Source organism: Streptomyces corchorusii, from assembly GCF_001514055.1.
Taxonomy (GTDB): domain Bacteria; phylum Actinomycetota; class Actinomycetes; order Streptomycetales; family Streptomycetaceae; genus Streptomyces; species Streptomyces olivaceoviridis.
The window spans coordinates 1-17,176 of record NZ_KQ948390.1 but is presented as its reverse complement, the minus strand read 5'-3'; the positions used below and the strand labels follow the sequence as shown (position 1 = coordinate 17,176).

The following is a 17,176-nucleotide window of genomic DNA, read 5'->3' as shown; positions in this document are numbered from 1 at the left end:
GCCGGCGGCGAGGTGACCGGCCGGAGTCACACGGCGGCCGGGAACACGGAGGGCTGCCCGGAAGAAGGCCCCCGGCCGCCCAGGCGCCAGACGCCGAGCCCGTCGCGGACGAGCAGGCGCGTCTCGGCGGTGGCCTCCTCGATGTCGAGTCCGCCGCGCAGGGCGCGTTCCCGGGGGGCGCCGGCCCTGCGCAGGGCGGCCTCGCGGGCGACCTCCGCGTCGGCCGCCTCCGGGACGACGTAGAAGTGCTGAACCAGTCGGCCCCGTTCCGACCGGAACGCGAACCCTACGAGCCAGACAGTCCTGGTGACCATAAGAAACGCCCTTCGAGCAATACGCGAGGGCCACGATGAGCCGTTCGGCGCGGCCGTGTATTGCGGCTGGTCGACGATGGCAAGGTCATTGACTCCATAAGTGTGCGCAGGACACGCCGGTCCCGACATGCGTCACATGACTGTCGTCGTGACGATCGTCGCGGCATACGTGTCGTAGGGCCCGGCTCCGCGACCGGTGCCGGCGCTCCCACCCCCTGGACGGGCGTGGTGGCTCCGTCCCGCCTCTTGCTTTAATGACCATTCCAGAACTGGGGGTGGGGATGGACAAGGCGGAGTTCGGCCGGCTGCTGCGGGCGGCGCGGCAGCGTGCGCTGCTGACGCTGGAGAGCCTGGCCGAGGCGTCCGGGGTGAGTGTGCGGGCCATCAGCGACATGGAACGGGGGCAGAGCCTGCCGCGGCAGGCGACGCTGAGCGAGCTGATGGACGCCCTGGAACTCGACGAGGACGAGCGGCGGCGCTTCGTCGAGGCGGCGATGCGGCGCACGGAACAGGTCCCGCGGCAGCTTCCGCCGGACCTCGCGACGTTCCGCGGCCGGACGGAGGCGCTCACGGCCGTCCACCGACTCACCTCACACGTCGCCGGGCGCGGGGCACATGTCGTCATCTCCGCGATCGGCGGCATGGCGGGTGTCGGCAAGACGGCACTCGCGGTGCACTGGGCCCACCAGGTGGCGGACCGGTTCCCGGACGGCCAGCTGTACGTGAACCTGCGCGGCTTCGAGGACTCGGGACGGCCCCTGGACCCCGGCGCGGCCCTCGCCGGGTTTCTCGACGCGCTCGGAGTGCCCCGCTCCTCGATACCGCCCGGCACCGAGGAGCGCGCCGCGTTGTTCCGCGAGCGGGCGGCGTCCCGGCGGCTGATCGTCGTACTCGACAACGCGCGCGACGAGGAGCAGGTCAGGCCGCTGTTGCCGGCTTCGGCGGGGTGTCTGACCATCGTCACCTCGCGCAGTCAGCTGTCCGGTCTGGCCGTGGCCGAGGGCGCCACGCTGGTCGGTCTGGACGTCTGGTCGCGCGAGGAGGCGCTGGCCGCGCTGGCGGCCAGGATCGGCGAGGAGCGGTGCCGGGCGGAGCCCCGGGCGGCGGCGGAGCTCGTGGAGCTGTGCGGGTTCCTGCCGCTGGCGGTGGCGATCGTGGGCGCGCAGGTGAGCGCGTCGCCGCAGGTTCCGCTGGGACCGGTGGTGCGCGAGCTGCGGGACTCCCGGACGCGGCTGGACGCCCTGGCCAGCGGTGACCGGCGCGTCGACGTCCGTGCCGTGTTCTCGTGGTCGTACCGGGCCCTGACCCCCGGGACCGCGCGGTTCTTCCGGCATCTGGCCCTGCATCCGGGGCCGTCGGTGTCGGCTGAGGCCGCCGCCTCCCTCGCGGACGTCGGTACGGCGGCGGCCCGGCGGCACCTGCGGGAGCTGATCTCGGCGAACCTCGTGTCCCGGGACGCGGAGGGACTGTACGTGCTGCACGACCTGGTACGGGCCTACGGCGCCGAACTCGTCGAGCGGGAACGGGACGACCGGCTCGGCGCCGAGAGCCGTCTGCTGGACTACCTGCGCTACAACGCCCACTGGGCCAACCGGCTGCTGGGGCGCTCCGTCTCCGATTCGGTCGGTCCTCCGGCCGACGGCGTGGTGCGCGTCCCCCTCGACACCCGCGAGGAGGCGCTCGTCTGGTTCCGTCAGGAGGAGTCGGCGGTCGCGGCGGCGCTGCGTTCCCTGGAGGATCCGCGACTGCTGCGGTTCCGCATGAACCTCACGCAGGACTGGGTGACCTACTACTCCGTCACGGGCCGCTGGACGGAGGAGATCGAGACCAAACGCATCGGCCTGGACGCCGCCCTGCGACTGGACGAGCCGGCCGCCATCGCGCGGAACGCCGCGGATCTCGCCCGCGCGCTGGCGGAGACGGGCCGGCTCGACGAGGCCGACCGGCAGGTCGAGTTGCTGCTCGGGCTGCTGGACCGGCTGGATCCGGTGGATCGCGCGGCCACCGAGCGGAGCATCGGCTGGGTGCGGGGCCGTCAGCAACGCCACGCCGAGGCCCTGCACCATGCCCGCAGGGCGCTGGAGATCTACCGCGCCCAGGGGGATGAGGGCACCACGGCCCGCGAGATGAACGCGGTCGGCTGGTACCTCGCCCTCCTCGGCCGGTACGAGGAGACGATCGCCCTGTGCGAGGAGGCGGTCCCGCTGCTGCGGCGGCACGGCAACCTCCGCATCGAGGCCGCGGCCCGGGACACCATGGGCTACGCCCGACAACGCCTCGGCGATCTCGATGCCGCCGTGGCGGACTACCAGGAGTCGCTGCGGCTGTACGGAGAGGCCTTCGACGGTTACAACCAGGCCGAGGTGCTCGACCATCTCGCGACCGTGCAGAAGGAGCGCGGTGACCGTGCGGGGGCGCGGGAGAGCTGGCTGCGGGCGGCCGACCTGCTGAACGCGATCCACAGTCCGCGCGCGGAGCGGATGCGGGCCAACGCCCACGACCTGGACGCCGCCACAACACCCACCGAGCAGACCTGACGCGGCCCGCGTCGACAGGGACGGGGGGCGGGCGGCGGGCCACAGGCGGCAGACGGGCTTGGCGCGGTGGGCGACGTCGGCGGGTGGCGAGTGGCGGGTGGCAAGCGACAGGCGGCAGACGGTAGACGGGCGGGCGCGGGGCGGACACACCACGGATGACGCGACACTGCTCATGGTGGAGTGGCGCGGCTGACCTCGCCGGCCTCGGTCGAGGTGCGGCGCATCAGTCATAGAGCTCCCGCCCGCTCCCGGTATCGATGAGAATCTGTTTCGCCTTGCTGGTGTTGTCCGCCCGGACAGCCTGCGCCATCGCGGCGCGGGCGGCCTCGGGAGTCGTGTTCGGCGGGACCACCAGCAGCGAGAAGAGAGCTCAGCAGTTCGGGCGGCTCGGCCCCGATGTCGCGCGACCGCGGCCACGACTCGCCTCGTACCTCCAACGGCCCTCCCGGGGGATGTGACCTTTATTGCGGCATGGGAGTCCCGGGCGCGTTCGCCGTTGTGCCGTCCGCTGACGACGGTGGCAGCGGCACATCTCCCGTCGAGCGAGGTCACAGGGTTGTGGACGGAAGTGCACGGCAGGAAGGCCATGCCCGGGGAGAGCAATATCTGTGCCCGCGAAATGAGAAATTGGTGCGGGGTACGGCGAGTATTCCTCGACCGCCCGGCGGAGCGGAATTATCGACCGTACAAGGCCGATCGCACCGTGCTACTGTCGTCATCAGTTGCAGGTGTGGTTGCCAGAAGGTTTTTCCGACGGCTGATCATCACGGCGACACGGAAAGCGCACGAGGCGCATTCCTGACACCGTCTCCGAAGGAGAGAACAACATGGCTACTGGCACTGTGAAGTGGTTCAACGCGGAAAAGGGCTTCGGCTTCATCGAGCAGGACGGCGGCGGCGCCGACGTCTTCGCCCACTACTCGAACATCGCCACCCAGGGCTTCCGCGAGCTGCTCGAAGGCCAGAAGGTGTCGTTCGACATCGCGCAGGGCCAGAAGGGCCCGACGGCCGAGAACATCGTTCCCGCCTGACGCACCGGCACTGACGCATACTTCGCAGCTGGGGCCCGCACCTTGGGGTGCGGGCCCCAGCTCGCGTCATTCTCAGGGTGTTTCCACCCTGCCATTTTTCGGCCCGTTCTCGCGATTCTCTGCGTCGCTCATTCTGCTGCGGAAATTCCTTGATCGTGCCCGCATCGAGGAAGGTTCCGCATGAACCGAACGCGTACCACTCGCGCACGCACCGATCGCACATACGACCGCTTCGGAGGAAGCACCGCCGCAGGCCGCTCCGGCGGTTACGGAAACCGACAGCCGGCGCGGGGCGAGTTCGCTCTGCCGAAGACGGTCACGCCCGCGTTGCCCGCGGTCGAGTCGTTCGCCGATCTCGCCATGCCGGCGCCATTGCTGGCCACGCTCGGCCACGAAGGCGTGACCGTGCCGTTCCCCATCCAGGCGGCGACCCTGCCGAACGCCCTGGCCGGCCGTGACGTACTCGGTCGCGGCCGCACCGGGTCGGGCAAGACCCTCGCCTTCGGCCTGGCGGTCCTCGCCCGTACGACGGGCCGGCGCGCCGAGCCGCGCCGGCCACTGGCCCTGATCCTCGTCCCCACCCGTGAGCTGGCCCAGCAGGTCACCGAAGCACTCGCTCCCTACGCCCGCTCCGTGAGCCTGCGGCTCGCCACCGTCGTCGGCGGAATGTCCCTCGGCAGGCAGGCCCAAGCGCTGCGCGCCGGCGCGGAGGTGGTCGTGGCGACGCCCGGTCGGCTCAAGGACCTCATCGACCGGGGCGACTGCCGGCTCGACGATGTCGGCACCACCGTCCTCGACGAGGCCGACCAGATGACCGACATGGGCTTCATGCCCCAGGTCACCGCCCTGCTCGACCAGGTGCGTCCCGAGGGTCAGCGGCTGCTGTTCTCGGCCACCCTGGACCGCAACGTCGATCTGCTGGTCCGCCGCTACCTGACCGACCCGGTGGTGCACTCCGTCGACCCGTCGGCCGGTGCCGTCAGCACGATGGAGCACCACGTGCTCCACGTGCACGACGCGGACAAGCACCGCACGACCACCGAGATCGCGGCCCGGGACGGCCGGGTCATCATGTTCCTGGACACCAAGCACGCCGTGGACCGGCTGACCGAGCACCTGCTGAACAGCGGTGTCCGCGCCGCGGCCCTGCACGGTGGCCGGTCCCAGCCGCAGCGCACCCGGACCCTGGCGCAGTTCAAGGACGGTCATGTCACCGTCCTGGTGGCCACCAACGTCGCGGCCCGCGGCATCCACGTCGACAGCCTCGATCTGGTCGTCAACGTGGATCCGCCCAGCGACCACAAGGACTATCTGCACCGTGGCGGCCGCACGGCCCGCGCCGGTGAGTCCGGCAGCGTCGTCACGCTCGTGACTCCCGGACAGCGCCGCGGCATGACCCGGCTGATGGCTTCGGCCGGCATCACCCCGCACATCACCTCCGTCCGCTCGGGCGAGGCGGAGCTGAGCCGCATCACGGGTGCCCAGGCGCCCTCCGGTGTGCCGGTGGTCATCAGCGCGCCCGTCGCGGAACGCCCCCGCCGCGGCTCTTCGCCGTCCCGCAGCCGCCGGCGCCGCACCGGGCAGGGCCGGCCCGTCGGCGAGGGGGCGCGCCGACGGGCACAGCGGCTGCCCGGGAAGGACTCGGCTGCCTAGGCCGGCGCAGTCCCCGGCGCCCCCGGCCTCCCGATGGCCACCGTGGCCTCCCGGGGCCGCGAGGGCCGCCAAGCCGACCATCCCCTACCGAAGGAGACACCCGTGACGCCAGCGCGGACGCAGTACCGTGTGCCGGACCCCGCTCCCGTGACCGCCGTCGAGGACACCGAAGGGCACGGTCCTCGGGTAAGTGACGACATGACCGTCGAGGTGGCTCTGGCCGTCATGGCGGGTGCCCGTGTGGAGTACCTGACCGTGTGCGACGGGGACGACGAGAGCACAGGCTTGGTCACCCGGGTCCGGCTCGCCGTTGTCCGAAACAGTTCCGCGTACACGGACCGGATCCGTCTGCGGGACGTCCGCGACGGACCACTGCCCACGCCCGGCGTCGGCGAGTACGGCCGGGTCCCGGGCGTACCCGCCCTCTCGCGTTGATCCGTCGCGCCCCGGGCGACCCGATCTCCTTTTCCCCCGTGTCTTCTCTCCTGTGAGGCATCATGCGCTGTGTCATCGCCCGATACCCGTTCGACCTGACCAGGACCGGGGTGCTGGCCTCGATGAAGGGCGTCAGGCCCGAGCTCGTCACGGGTGCGTCCGTGACCATCGGCCGCCGCCGCTACCCAGTCAAGCAGGTGGGCCAGGTCATCACACGACAGGACCCCCGCGACTTCACCGCCGGTGAAGTCGTGCGGGCCATGACGCGTCTCGGCTTCACCTGCCACGACCGCCCTGAGGACGCGCCCGTGGGCGCGGGCGGACCCACTGTCCTTCGAACCGCGTCCGCGCCGCTCGGCGGCACCGGCCCCGTGGCCGTGTGAGGACGGGCGGGAGACCGCCCCTCAGGATCCCGGTGGGGGCCCTGCCGACGCGCGTCGGCAGGGCCCCCACCGTTGTGTCGCCGCCCGCTCGGAAACCGCCGACCGGGCAACGGGGCGAAGACGGCGTCTCACCGGTCGAAGTGGATGAGATCTCCTACGGTCCATGCGCTGACGTCCTTGATCGCCACTCGGTACATGCCGCCCGTCTCCGGGATCCCGAGGCTGCCCTGCACGATCCGGGCGAGATGGAAGTGCAGATGCGTGGGCGCCTCGCCGCGGCCGGGCCGGTTCCCCCGCGGAGCTCGGGCGAAGAGGTCCGAGAACGGGCCGAGGCGGTCGGAATCCTTCAGGACCTCCGCCACCCGCTCCCTCCACACGGCCTCCGGAGCCAGCCGGCCGGTGATGACGGCACCACCGACGATCACGGTCAGCGACATCTGATTGCTTCGCTCGGACTCCACCGCGGCGGAGATGGCGACGAGCAGCTCATCAGGGTTCGACATGACAGCAGAGCTTATGCGGTCCGCCCGTGCCCGAACCGCCCGGGGGGCTGAGGAGGTTGCGCTCGGCAGGGGGCGGTTTCGCCAACCGGCGAGGGACGGTCGCGGCAGGGTTCCTCCTCCTCCGGGAGAGTGAAATCTACTCTTGTCCGAGTAGATTTTCGTTGCCAGCAGGGGTACGCTTCTTCTCGTAGACACGGTCGAACGAGACCCGCCAGACACGAACTGGCGGGTGGCTGAACACGAAGTACGCAGATCAGTGTGGCTCTTGAGCCTCGAAGCCGGAGTGTTCCCAGAACGGTGACGGGGCTGAGAGCCGCACTGGGCGGCTCGCACGTCGAGGAGCTGCCGACAGCAGTTCAGGTTCATTCAGCGGTTGGACCGAGAGGAACGGAGGAGCAGACGCCATCAGGATCGCCCGGCCCGAGAAGCACTCGGCCGGGTACCGCAAGGCCCCGGATTGGATGGTGGTCCCCGGTCACGCAGCTGCGATCCCCCGCTCCGCCCTGCCGGGCCGGTAGCGGATACAGAAGGTCGGCACAGCAGTAGGGCCGACAGATGGTGTTCAATTTCCTTCGGGGCCCTGGTGCCGTACGGCACCAGGGCCCCTCGACGCGTTACACAACGAGGTGACATGACATCGGACAACCCTCTGAATGACCGACTGGACGACGACGACTACCCCGCGTACACGATGGGCCGGGCAGCCGAGATGCTCGGCACCACGCCGGCCTTCCTCCGAGCCATCGGTGAGGCTCGTCTGATCACTCCCCTCCGCTCGGAGGGAGGACATCGCCGGTACTCCCGCTACCAACTGCGGATCGCCGCGCGCGCCCGCGAGCTCGTCGACAAGGGCACCCCGATCGAGGCCGCGTGCCGGATCGTCATCCTTGAGGACCAGCTGGAGGAAGCGCAGCGCATCAACGCCGAGTACCGTCGTGCGGCCAGCCAATCGGCGAGCGGTTCCGGCTCCGGCTCCGCCTGAACTCTCCTTCGGCCGCAAGTCGGCGTTCCGGATACGCCCGCGTGGCTGGGCACTCGCCAGGGTTGCCAGGACCGGTCGACGGAGACAGCGGCGCCGAGCGCAGAGCCCGTTCACGCAAGCGCTTCGGCCGGCGTCCTTCGACGCCGTGCCCACAGCGTGCCCATAAGAGCGGACAACCAGGGCCACCGGCGGTACCAACACTAGGTGTGGCCCGGGACGTTGGTGACACGCGTGCAGGGTGCTTGAACGCGCATGGTGCCCCGCGGGTCGCGACCGTTCCGAGGGACGCCGCCGCGCGCCCGCTGCCTGGGGGTTCGGCCCGCGGCGGGCAAGCTGCATGCCAACTGCCTGGTTCCGCGGCTTCCGCTCCAGTGGGATGGGAGCAGGCACGAGAGCGCTCCCTGGACGGGCGGGACCGCTCGCACGAAACAGGGGGCACGATGAACGCGCAGACCAGGCTCTCCCCTCTCACCGCTGTCGAGGAGGCGCAGCCCGCGCTGTCGCTCGTGGCCCCCCGCCGCGGGGCACTACCGGACGACCCCGGGCTCGTCGGCCGCGACCGGGAACTGCGGGCGCTGGAGGAGTTCCTGCGCGAGGCGAGGGCTCACGGGGCGGCCCGGGTGCTGTGCGGGCACCCCGGTGCCGGCAAGTCGGCGCTGCTGGAGGCCGCCGTCCAGGCGGCGGCGGCCACCGGCATGCGCGTCCTGCGCTGCACCGGCATCCGGGGCGGCTACCCGCCCGACCTGTCCGGCCTGCTCCAGATCGTCTGGCCGGTCCTGACGGGCCCGCACGGGCCGGACGCCGCCGGGCCGCTCGACGCTCTGGAGAGGGTGCTGGTCGACGGCGCCCCCGCGCCGGGCGGGACGTCGTGGCTGCCCTTCGCCGTTCTCCGGGTCCTGGAGTCGGTCAGCCGCGCCGGACAGCCCCTTCTGGTGGCCGTCGACGACTGGGACGCGCTGGACCCGCCCAGCAGGGACGTGCTGGCCTTCGTCGCCCGGCGGGCCGAGGGACATCCGCTGGCGCTGCTGATGACCTGCCGTCCGCACCGCACGCGTCCGGCCTCCCTGGCCGGCCTCCCCGGGCTGCCGCTCGGCCCGCTCGACCCGGCCGCGTCCGCCCGGCTGCTGGCGGCGCGGCGTCCGGGCCTGGAGGCGCACGCCGTACGCGAACTCCTGGCGACCGCGGCCGGCAACCCCTTGGCGCTGCTGGAGCTCCCGGCCGGTTCCGAGGACTCGCCGCCCTGCATGCCCGCCTCGTCCGACCGGCTGGCCTCCGCCCTGGCGCCCGGCACCGCGCACCTGCCCTCCGGGACGCGGGACCTGTTGCTGGTGGCGGCGCTGCACCCGGCGGGAGACCTCCCGCTGCTGCTGTCGGCGGCGTCGCGGATCGGGGGCGCCGAGCTGGACTTCACGGCGCTGGACCCCGCGGAGCGCGCGGGCCTCGTGACGTTCGACGGCATGCGGCTGCGCTTCGGCCACCCCGCGACGGCGGGGGCGGTGGTCCACGGCACCGACCCGCGGCGCTGCCGTGCCGCGCACGCGGCCCTGGCGGCCGTGCTGGCGCCCGGCTCGGTACAGATGCTGTGGCACCGGTCGCAGGCGGTCCAGGAATGTGACCCGGAGCTGGCCGGCCGCCTGGAGGCGGTGCACGCCCAGGCGCTGGAGCAGTGCGAGCCCCTGATGGCCGTCCGGCTGCTGCGGCGGGCGTCCGACCTGCACCCGCTGCCCGCGGACCGGGGCCGCTGCGCCCTCCGGGCCGCCCAGCTCGCCCATGTCCTCGGCCTGGAGCGCATGACCCGGACGATGGCGCACCGGGCACTGCGCCAACCGCTGGGCCCCCTGGGCAGGCTGTGCGCCGAGGCCCTGACCGGGACCGGCAACGGCGGGCAGCCGCCGGCCGACCCCGCCGCCTGGCCCGCGCCGGCCGGTGCCGCCGAGCAGGAGAACGCCCTGGAGCTGGCCCGGATCACGGCGCCCGCGGTCGCGGGCGACGACGCGCGCGCCGAGGCGCTGCTGGCCTTCCTCGACGCGATGCCGAACCTGTCGGACGAACCCCGGCTGCTGCACGCCATGGCCACGGCCGGCCCGGTGCGCCGTGCCGCGACCGTCCTCGCGGGCGTGTCCGCCGTCCGGCACCTGGCGGACGTGCCCGTACGCGACCTCGAACGCCTGGGTGCGGCCGCGCTGCTGGCGGGTGACCCGCTGCGCGCGCTGGACCTGTACCGGCAGGCGGAGCGCCGCCACCGCTTCCACGACCGGTCCGACCAGTTGCCCCGGGTGCTGCTCCGGCAGGGCCTGGCGCACCTGGCCATGGGCGACCGGGGCCAGAGCGGCCACGCGTTCCGGCGGTGCGCGGAACGCGCCGAGGCGTACGGCCAGGACCACCACGCGGCAGCCGCCCGCCTTCTGGAGGACCTCGTACGAGGTCTGCGCACCGGCGGCACGGTACGTCCGGGCAGTGCCGCCGACCTGGAGGCGGCCCGGCGCTCGGTGCGTTCGATCGACGCGGTGCTCGCGGTCGGCACGGCCTGTGCCCTGGTGGAGGCCGGCGAGTACGGGGCCGCGTGGCCGGCGTTGTCGTCCCTCCTGGCGGACCCGCGGAGCCACGCGGCGGCCCTGTTCGCCCTGGTCCCCTTCGCGGAGGCCGCCGAGGCCGAGAACGCCTCCGAGGAGGCCCTCGCGACGCTCGACCGCATCGAGGCGGACCTGGGTGCCGAGTGTCCCCCGGTGGTCGCTGTCCGGCTCGCGGTGGCACGCGCGGTCCTCGCGGACGACCGGGACGACCAGGGTGACCGGGGCGACCAGGACACTCAGGCGCTGTCCGAGCGGGCCTTCGCCGAGGACCTGTCCCGCTGGCCGTCCCTCGAAGCGCCGCTGCGTCTGGCCCAGGGCAGGCGGCTGCGGCGCCGGCGGCAGTTCGCCGACTCCCGTACGGCGCTGCGCCAGGCGGCGGCCGGCTACACCATGCTGGGTGCCGAGGCACGGCTCGCGCGGATCGCCGGGGAGCTCCGGGCCGCCGGGGAACGGGCGGACGGCGGCGCCCCGGGCCTGTCCCGGCCGGCCGCGGCCCGCGATCTGCTCACCCCGCAGGAGCTGCGGATCGCCGAACTCGCCGGTCGTGGACTGTCCAACCGTGAGGTCGGCGAACAGCTCGGTCTCGCGCCGCGGACCATCGGCGCGTACCTCTACCGCATCTTCCCCCGCCTGGGTGTGACAGCGCGGGCCCAGCTCACCGAGGCACTGCGAGACCCCCAAGCCGCCTGACCGAAGCCGGGGGTCCCCTCCTCGCGGGCAATCCGCCAAGATGCGCCGCGCCGCGGGACCCGACCACGACCAGGCTCCACTCCCCGCGGGCACAACCCGCCGAGGTGCTGCCGGGCCCTCACGCGGCCGGGCGCGGCCGTCAGTCCGGGCCGATCCTCGCGGCGAGCTGGGCCCGGGAGGAGACGCCCAGCTTGGGGAAGATCTGGTACAGGTGCGAGGCGACCGTACGGGGTGACAGGCGCAGCTGTTCCCCGATGGCCCGGTTGGTCAGGCCCCGGGCGGCCAAGCGGGCGATGGTGAGCTGCTGCGGCGACAGCACGCGGGCGATGTCGTCCGCGCCTGACTGCCCGTCGGTGGCCTGGCCGGTCGCCCTCAGCTCGGACGCCGCCTGCTCCGCGCGGGACTGGGCCCCCAGGGAGCGGAGAACGGACTCGGCGGTGGCCAGAGGCGTGCGGGATTCGGTCACGCGGCGCCGGCGCCTGAGCCAGGCTCCGTAGCCGAACTGGGTCATACCGTGCAGCAGCGGCCAGGCGCCGGCTCCGGGTCGCAGCGCCCGGCGGTAGCGGACCTCCGCCTCGTCGTCCGGGGCGAGGACCGCGTCGGCGTACTCCAGGATCCGTTGCGGCAGGGGTGCGCGCCCCGCCTCGGTCAGGGCCGTGACGTGCTCGACGACGGTCCTGGCGTCGGCCTGCTCCCCGGCGGGCAGCGCCGCCTCCGCCAGGAAGGCGAGCCCCCACACCTGCTCGAAGGCGTACGGCGCCGCCGGGTCGGCGAACAGGAAGCGCAGCCGGGCGTAGGCCTCGACGTACCGGCCCGTGCCGGACGCGGTGAGGGCACGGGCCAGTGCGGCCAGGTTGAGTTGCCGGTTCTGGCCGAGGCGCAGGGAGGCCTCCTCGACCTCCGCGGCGTACTCCAGTGCCTTGTCGTGCTGTCCCCGCAACGCCGCGATGATGGCCAGCGTGCCGGTGGCCCTCGCCACCCAGTCGGGCTGCCCCGTCCGGCCGGCGATCATCCGGCCCTCCTCGGCCAGCGCCTGGGCGGTGTGCCACTGGGTGCCGAGCCAGATCTGGCCCATCGCCCTCGGTACGAGGAGCTGCGGCAGGCGCCCGTACCGGCCGCCGGCGCGAACGGCCGCCTCCGCCTCTTCGAGCAGCGGCGCCGCCCGGTCGAGGTCGGAAACGAGGACGGCGACCTGGCCGGCCAGATGCTGCTCGTCACCATCGCCGTCACCACCACCGTCACCGTCGCCGTCGGCCGGTCCGGGGGCGGAGTGCGGTGGCACCGCCTGCGGCAGCGGGACGGCGGCGGTCAGCGCCATGACGGCGGCGTCCCGTGCGTCCCGGGGCCCGGACCTCAGGTCCTCGAACGCCCGCAGGACCATGTGGCGTTCGCCGGGGCCCGCCTGCTGCCACCAGCACCTGCGTGCCGCCGCGTGCAGCAGCTTCTGTGTGAGCGCGGGGTCCTGCGGGGCGACGGCGCGTGCCGCCTCGCACAGTTCGGCGATCCGCTCCCGGCCGACCGCGCTGTTGCCCGGCAGTAGATCGTGCACCCACAGCAGCAGGGCCCGTCCGAACGTCCCCAGCTCGCTCGGGTCGATCCGGCGGGCGTGCCCGAGCGCCTGGTCCGTCAGACCGTGGTCGCAGGCGAGCTCGGCGGCGCGCAGCAGCCGGGCCGCCCTGCGCTCCGGGTCCGGGGAGAGGCGGGCGGCGCGGTCCAGTGCGGCCAGGGCCACGAGTACGGCGGTGCCCGGACGCGGGCCGGCCGCCAGCGCCTCCAGCCGGCGCGCGAGTTCCTCGTCGGGGCCCGCCACGCACTGGGCCGTGTGCCAGGCGGCGTGGGGACGGCTGGTGAGGCAGCGTCCGAGCGCGTGATGAGCGGCCAGGCGCCGGGCCGCCGACTCCAGGTGCAGCACGGCGGGACGGACCAGCGGCTCGGGGAAGTACAGGCGCCGATTCTCCTCGCCGCCCTCCCCGACGCCCTCCTCGCCGCCCTCCTCATCGAGTTCCGCGGCCCCAGCCCCAGCCCCGCCGGTCCCAACGACCCCAGCCGGTCCAACGTCCCCGACCGACTCGGCGACCAGTCCGCGGGCGATCGTCTCGGCGAGTCCGGCGCGGGCCGCCCGGCCGCTGCCCAGCAGCGAGGTGCACGCGCGCAGGATGTCCCGGGTGACCGGTGAGGCGCTCAGCGCGGCGGTGAGCAGCACGGTGCGGGCCGGTGCCGACAGCCCCTCCACGTCCTCCGCGTACGCCTCGGCCAGACGGGACGTCGCCGGCAGCATGCCGAAGCCCGCCGCGTCGCCGAGATGACCACCGTCCAGGGAGAGTTCCGTCAGGGCGAGCGGATTGCCCCGCGCCACGGCGAGGACGAGTTGCTCCTCGGCGTACCCGGTGGCCCGGCCCGCACGGGTGACGAGCGCGCGGGCCTGAGGAGCGGGCAGGCTCCCGAGTGTCACCGTGAGTGCATCCGGTGTCATCGCGAGGGCGGCCGGAAGGGGCCGGACGCCGGCGGCGGCGCGCTCGGCGACGATCAGGCCCACCCGCGTCGCGCCGCAGAGCCGGGCCAGAGCGCGCAGGGTGTCGCGGCTCGCGCCGTCGAGCCGGTCGAGGTCGTCCACGCACAGCAGAACCGGCTCCGCTGCCGCGGTCAGCAGGCGCATCACCGCCGCGGCCAGTTGAACGGGGGCCGGCGCGGCCGGTTCCGCTGGGGCCGCCGGAACCAGTCGGGCGGAGACCGGCCCGGCGACAGCGGAGGTGCCCGGCACGACCGGTTCACACATATCCGGCGCGGCTGGTTCACACGTACCCGCCACCGTCGGTTCACCGGTGCCCGGCGCGGCCACGCCGCCGCCGAACGCGGCGTCCAGGAGGGCTCGTTCGCGGGCCGGCAGGCCGGTGCTCCCTGTCAGGACGGAACGCAGGAGGCGGTGCAGCGCGGCATGCCGCAGTCCGCGCTCGCCGGGTGCCCACGCCGTCGTCAGCACACGTATGCCCTGGCGGCCGGCCGCCGCCGCGGCGAAGCGGACGACGGCGGACTTGCCGGTGCCCGGGGCGCCGCTCAGGTGGAGCACCCGCCCCTCGCCGCGGGGCAGGGCCGTCAGCAGCGCGGCCACCATGGTCCGTTCCCGCTCCCGGCCGAGCAGGCCGGTGCCGTCCGAACCGACGTCGTACGAGCCGATGTGCGCGCTCATCCCGTGCCCTCCCACACTCCCCCGGCGCACCGCGGGTGCGTCCGCAGCCGTCCTCGCCCGCGCGTGCTCACCTCCCGCACGCGCGTCCACCGCCCCTTCGCATGCCGTCCGCCCTCACCCTCACCCACATCACGCAGATGTGCCAGAACCAGGGCGTGTGCTCATTCACATGTCGGCTCGTCCGGGAACGCGCTGTCCGCGCCCGCCGCCGCGTAGAGGTCGCGGATGCTGACGTCGGCTCCGAACTCCAGACGGCCGAAGACCCAGTCGATCGGGTGGCACTCCCGTGCGTCGGGCAGTTCCACGACGATGGGGACGCCCACGGGGCGGGCGGCCGGGGCGTGCCGCCAGGCTCCGCCGATGTGACGCGTCAGGATCTCGCCGACGTAGCAGCCGAAGGCGACGAGGGATTCCGCCATGTCCTCGCCGGTCACGCCTTCGGCCCGGAAACCGTCGACGATGTCCTCCACCAGATCGATGCTCTCCGGACTGTAGTCCAGCTCCGCACCGCTGATGTCGGCCGCCGCCGCGACGATGGCAGCGGCGTGCCGGGGCGCGTTGGCAGGCTCCAGCGGGGGGTTCAGGTGCAGCTGCATGTCGGTCCTCGGGCTGTTTGCCGTCAATGGCGTCGAGGCTAACCGCACAACACCCGGGGGGACATGCTCACTGCCCGGATCGATATGGAAGGTGGTGGTCCGGGCGTACGGGACGAAGGCGCCCCGCGGTGCCACGTTTGCAGTCGATCGACTCATGCTGCGGGTGGCCGCACCTGTCAGAGTCGGGCCCGACGCAACCCACGAAAGGATCTCGGCGTGGCACGTTCTCGCGGATTCGACACCGACGCGGCAGTGGAGCGGGCCATGGGACTGTTCTGGAAACAGGGCTACCGTGCCACGCCGATGCCACGGCTGACGGAGCTGCTGGGAATCGGCAGCGGCAGCCTGTACGCCGCCTTCGGATCGAAGGACGGTCTCTACGCCCAGGCCTTACGACGCTACTGCGAAGGTCTGGTGGCGGCGCTGGACCGGGACGTGCGGGCGGGGGACGACATCCGCACGGCCTTGCGGCGGTTGCTCCTCGCGATGGTGACGGCCGACGCCGCCGACCCGGAACGTGGCTGCCTGCTGGTCAACGCGATCGTCGAACGCGCGGCCCACGACGGCACCGTGCGGCAGGTCCGCACGGCCATGGCCGCCATCGAGGCCGTACTGGCCGAGGCGCTCGAACGCGCCCGGGTACGCGGAGAGCTGTCCGGCGAGCGCAGTCCGGTGGAAGTGGCGCGCTTCCTCACCACGTTCATCCAGGGCCTGCACGTCATGAGCCAGGCGCGCGCCGACCGGGCGTTCCTGGAGCCGGCCGTCGCCGTGGCCCTGCGGGTTCTCGACTGAGACCTCGTGGCCATCGACCATGTCGTCCCCATCCGGTCCCTTCGGTCCCCGGGCCGGCCCGCGAGCGGGCCGGCCCGGTCGTCCCTCCGTCGCCGGGCCGCAGTCAAACGACTGATTCCCCGCAGGCCGGCGGCTTCGACAATGAGGGGGCACTGGTGGCCAGGCAGGCGCACTGGAACCTGTACGGGCCGCGCGCCGGGCTGGACGAACGAGAACCGGGGCTGAGGGACCACGGGGACGGTCCCGTACGAGGGGCCCTCCCGCATGGACACGTGTGCCCGTCTGCCGGGGCGCGTGACTGTCACTGCCGTCACTGTCGGCGACGTGCCCGCAGGGCGGCTGCCTTGACGCGGTTCCCGCAGGTGCGCATCGCACACCATTCCCTGCGGCGGCCCCGGGAGCGGTCGAGGTAGACGTGGGTGCAGTCGGGGTGTCCGCACTCGCGGAGCAGCGCGGAGTCGGGGCCCGCGACGATCTCGACCGCCTCGCGCGCCAGGTCGGCCAGGGCCTGGGCGGCCGTACCGGAGCGGCTCGTGCCGCCGGGCCCCAGGCACAGGGCCACCGGCACCCCGGCCGCCCGCCGGTTCACCGCGGTGAGCGCGCCGGCGGGAAGGGGAGTGCCGACGAGTCGAGCGCGCACCAGCAGGTAGATCGCCTCGCGCAGCTCCAGGGCCGCGCGCAGGTCCGCGCGGTCGGATGCGGGCCGCTCGTCGAGCAGCCCGGATTCCACGAACCAGGAGTCGAGCAGACCTGGGGAGCCGATCCGCTCGATCGGGACCGGCGCACGCCGCTCCTGCAAGGTGCCCACGAAATCGAGGGCGGGCGTCCCGCAGGGAAACACATGTCTCACATGATCCTCCTGACACAGGTAACGGACGCCCTTGCAGAGTAACCGCCTTGACAGGTGACGCGAGACCGTGGGAATCTCACGTCACCGGTCAGAACAGTTACTTCTTGGTGAGGAAACCATGGCAGTCGTACGGTTCCATCTCGTCTCCACGCTCAGCCCGAAGGACGTGCTGGGAGTGCTGACCGACTTCGGTCCCTCCCGGGCGACGGCCTGGCCGACGATCGACGCCGGACACTTCGAGGTCCACGGCCTCGGCGACACCTGGGCCGAGGTCACCGAGGGCACCGCCGCCGCCTGGGAGCGCGCGCGCTACGACTGGGAACCGGACGGTGACACGGTCACCGTCACCACCCTCGACTCCAAGCTCTTCGGGGCCGGCGGCGGCTGGGTCTTCCGGATGACCCCCGAGGGCGACGGCACCCGGGTCGACGTCGAGTTGACGCGGCAGCCGAGCACCTTCAAGGGCAAGATGCTCGCCTCGCTTCTCCCGCTCGCCGCCCCTTCGTCCCTGCGCAAGTCCTTCGCGGGCCCTCTCCAGGCGAAGTGAGCCGCTTGCGGGCCCGGGAGAACCTCGTACGGACGGCGGGTCCGCATGCCGAAGGGGCCGACAGCACGTGCTGTCGGCCCCTTCGGCATGTGACCGCCGCGGG

Annotated in this window: 14 protein-coding genes and 1 pseudogene; 9 read left to right on the top strand and 6 right to left on the bottom strand. The window is 73.1% G+C overall.

Annotated elements, in window-relative coordinates; all coding sequences use genetic code 11:
- Positions 1-26 precede the first annotated feature (26 nt).
- Positions 27-314, bottom strand: a complete 288-nt coding sequence (locus AQJ11_RS44660) for a hypothetical protein (RefSeq protein ID WP_059267339.1) — start codon at positions 312-314, stop codon at positions 27-29.
- Positions 315-568: 254 nt separating this feature from the next.
- On the opposite strand from AQJ11_RS44660, the gene AQJ11_RS44655 reads away from it, so the two are divergent.
- Positions 569-2,851 carry an ATP-binding protein gene (locus AQJ11_RS44655; RefSeq protein ID WP_244218679.1) on the top strand — a complete coding sequence of 761 codons (2,283 nt, stop codon included), beginning with the start codon at positions 569-571 and terminating at the stop codon, positions 2,849-2,851.
- Between the two features lie 223 nt (positions 2,852-3,074).
- Here AQJ11_RS44655 and AQJ11_RS53050 read toward each other — a convergent pair.
- Positions 3,075-3,218 (bottom strand): annotated as a pseudogene (locus AQJ11_RS53050) (DUF5994 family protein); the annotation flags it as partial.
- Positions 3,219-3,678: 460 nt separating this feature from the next.
- On the opposite strand from AQJ11_RS53050, the gene AQJ11_RS44650 reads away from it, so the two are divergent.
- The 4 genes from AQJ11_RS44650 (at position 3,679) to AQJ11_RS44635 (ending at position 6,353) form a co-directional block, all read left to right on the top strand.
- A complete protein-coding gene (locus tag AQJ11_RS44650) occupies positions 3,679-3,882 on the top strand; it encodes a cold-shock protein (RefSeq protein ID WP_028799214.1) in 204 nt (67 codons plus the stop codon).
- A 180-nt stretch (positions 3,883-4,062) separates the two neighbouring features.
- Positions 4,063-5,535 (top strand): DEAD/DEAH box helicase, encoded by a 1,473-nt coding sequence (locus tag AQJ11_RS44645; protein WP_208616777.1) that lies wholly within the window; start codon positions 4,063-4,065, stop codon positions 5,533-5,535.
- 129 nt (positions 5,536-5,664) lie between these two features.
- Positions 5,665-5,970, top strand: a complete 306-nt coding sequence (locus AQJ11_RS44640; protein WP_059267337.1) for a CBS domain-containing protein — start codon at positions 5,665-5,667, stop codon at positions 5,968-5,970.
- Between the two features lie 62 nt (positions 5,971-6,032).
- Entirely contained in the window at positions 6,033-6,353 is a 321-nt protein-coding gene (locus AQJ11_RS44635; protein WP_014669104.1) for an SCO5918 family protein, read from the top strand.
- Between the two features lie 128 nt (positions 6,354-6,481).
- On the opposite strand, the gene AQJ11_RS44630 is transcribed toward AQJ11_RS44635, so the two are convergent.
- Positions 6,482-6,856, bottom strand: a complete 375-nt coding sequence (locus AQJ11_RS44630) for a hypothetical protein (RefSeq protein ID WP_014669103.1) — start codon at positions 6,854-6,856, stop codon at positions 6,482-6,484.
- A gap of 631 nt (positions 6,857-7,487) precedes the next feature.
- Here AQJ11_RS44630 and AQJ11_RS44625 point away from each other — a divergent pair.
- The gene (locus AQJ11_RS44625) at positions 7,488-7,838 is read left to right on the top strand and encodes a MerR family transcriptional regulator (RefSeq protein WP_058084618.1); all 351 of its coding nucleotides are present in this window, start codon (positions 7,488-7,490) and stop codon (positions 7,836-7,838) included.
- A gap of 440 nt (positions 7,839-8,278) precedes the next feature.
- A complete protein-coding gene (locus tag AQJ11_RS44620; protein ID WP_059267336.1) occupies positions 8,279-11,101 on the top strand; it encodes an AAA family ATPase in 2,823 nt (940 codons plus the stop codon).
- Positions 11,102-11,240: 139 nt separating this feature from the next.
- Here AQJ11_RS44620 and AQJ11_RS44615 read toward each other — a convergent pair whose 3' ends face one another.
- The gene (locus tag AQJ11_RS44615; protein ID WP_059267335.1) at positions 11,241-14,288 is read right to left on the bottom strand and encodes a LuxR family transcriptional regulator; all 3,048 of its coding nucleotides are present in this window, start codon (positions 14,286-14,288) and stop codon (positions 11,241-11,243) included.
- Positions 14,289-14,449: 161 nt separating this feature from the next.
- On the bottom strand, positions 14,450-14,884 hold the full coding sequence (locus tag AQJ11_RS44610) for a hypothetical protein (RefSeq protein WP_014669098.1): 435 nt from the start codon (positions 14,882-14,884) through the stop codon (positions 14,450-14,452).
- 216 nt (positions 14,885-15,100) lie between these two features.
- Between AQJ11_RS44610 and AQJ11_RS44605 the strand changes: the two genes are divergently transcribed.
- Complete coding sequence (locus AQJ11_RS44605) at positions 15,101-15,676, top strand: TetR/AcrR family transcriptional regulator (RefSeq protein WP_059267334.1); 576 nt, start codon at positions 15,101-15,103, stop codon at positions 15,674-15,676.
- Between the two features lie 310 nt (positions 15,677-15,986).
- Here AQJ11_RS44605 and AQJ11_RS44600 read toward each other — a convergent pair whose 3' ends face one another.
- Positions 15,987-16,526: a CGNR zinc finger domain-containing protein gene (locus AQJ11_RS44600; protein ID WP_079082722.1), complete on the bottom strand. Its 540-nt coding sequence runs from the start codon at positions 16,524-16,526 to the stop codon at positions 15,987-15,989.
- A gap of 118 nt (positions 16,527-16,644) precedes the next feature.
- Between AQJ11_RS44600 and AQJ11_RS44595 the strand changes: the two genes are divergently transcribed.
- Entirely contained in the window at positions 16,645-17,073 is a 429-nt protein-coding gene (locus tag AQJ11_RS44595; protein ID WP_014669095.1) for an SRPBCC family protein, read from the top strand.
- The last annotated feature ends 103 nt before the right edge of the window (positions 17,074-17,176 follow it).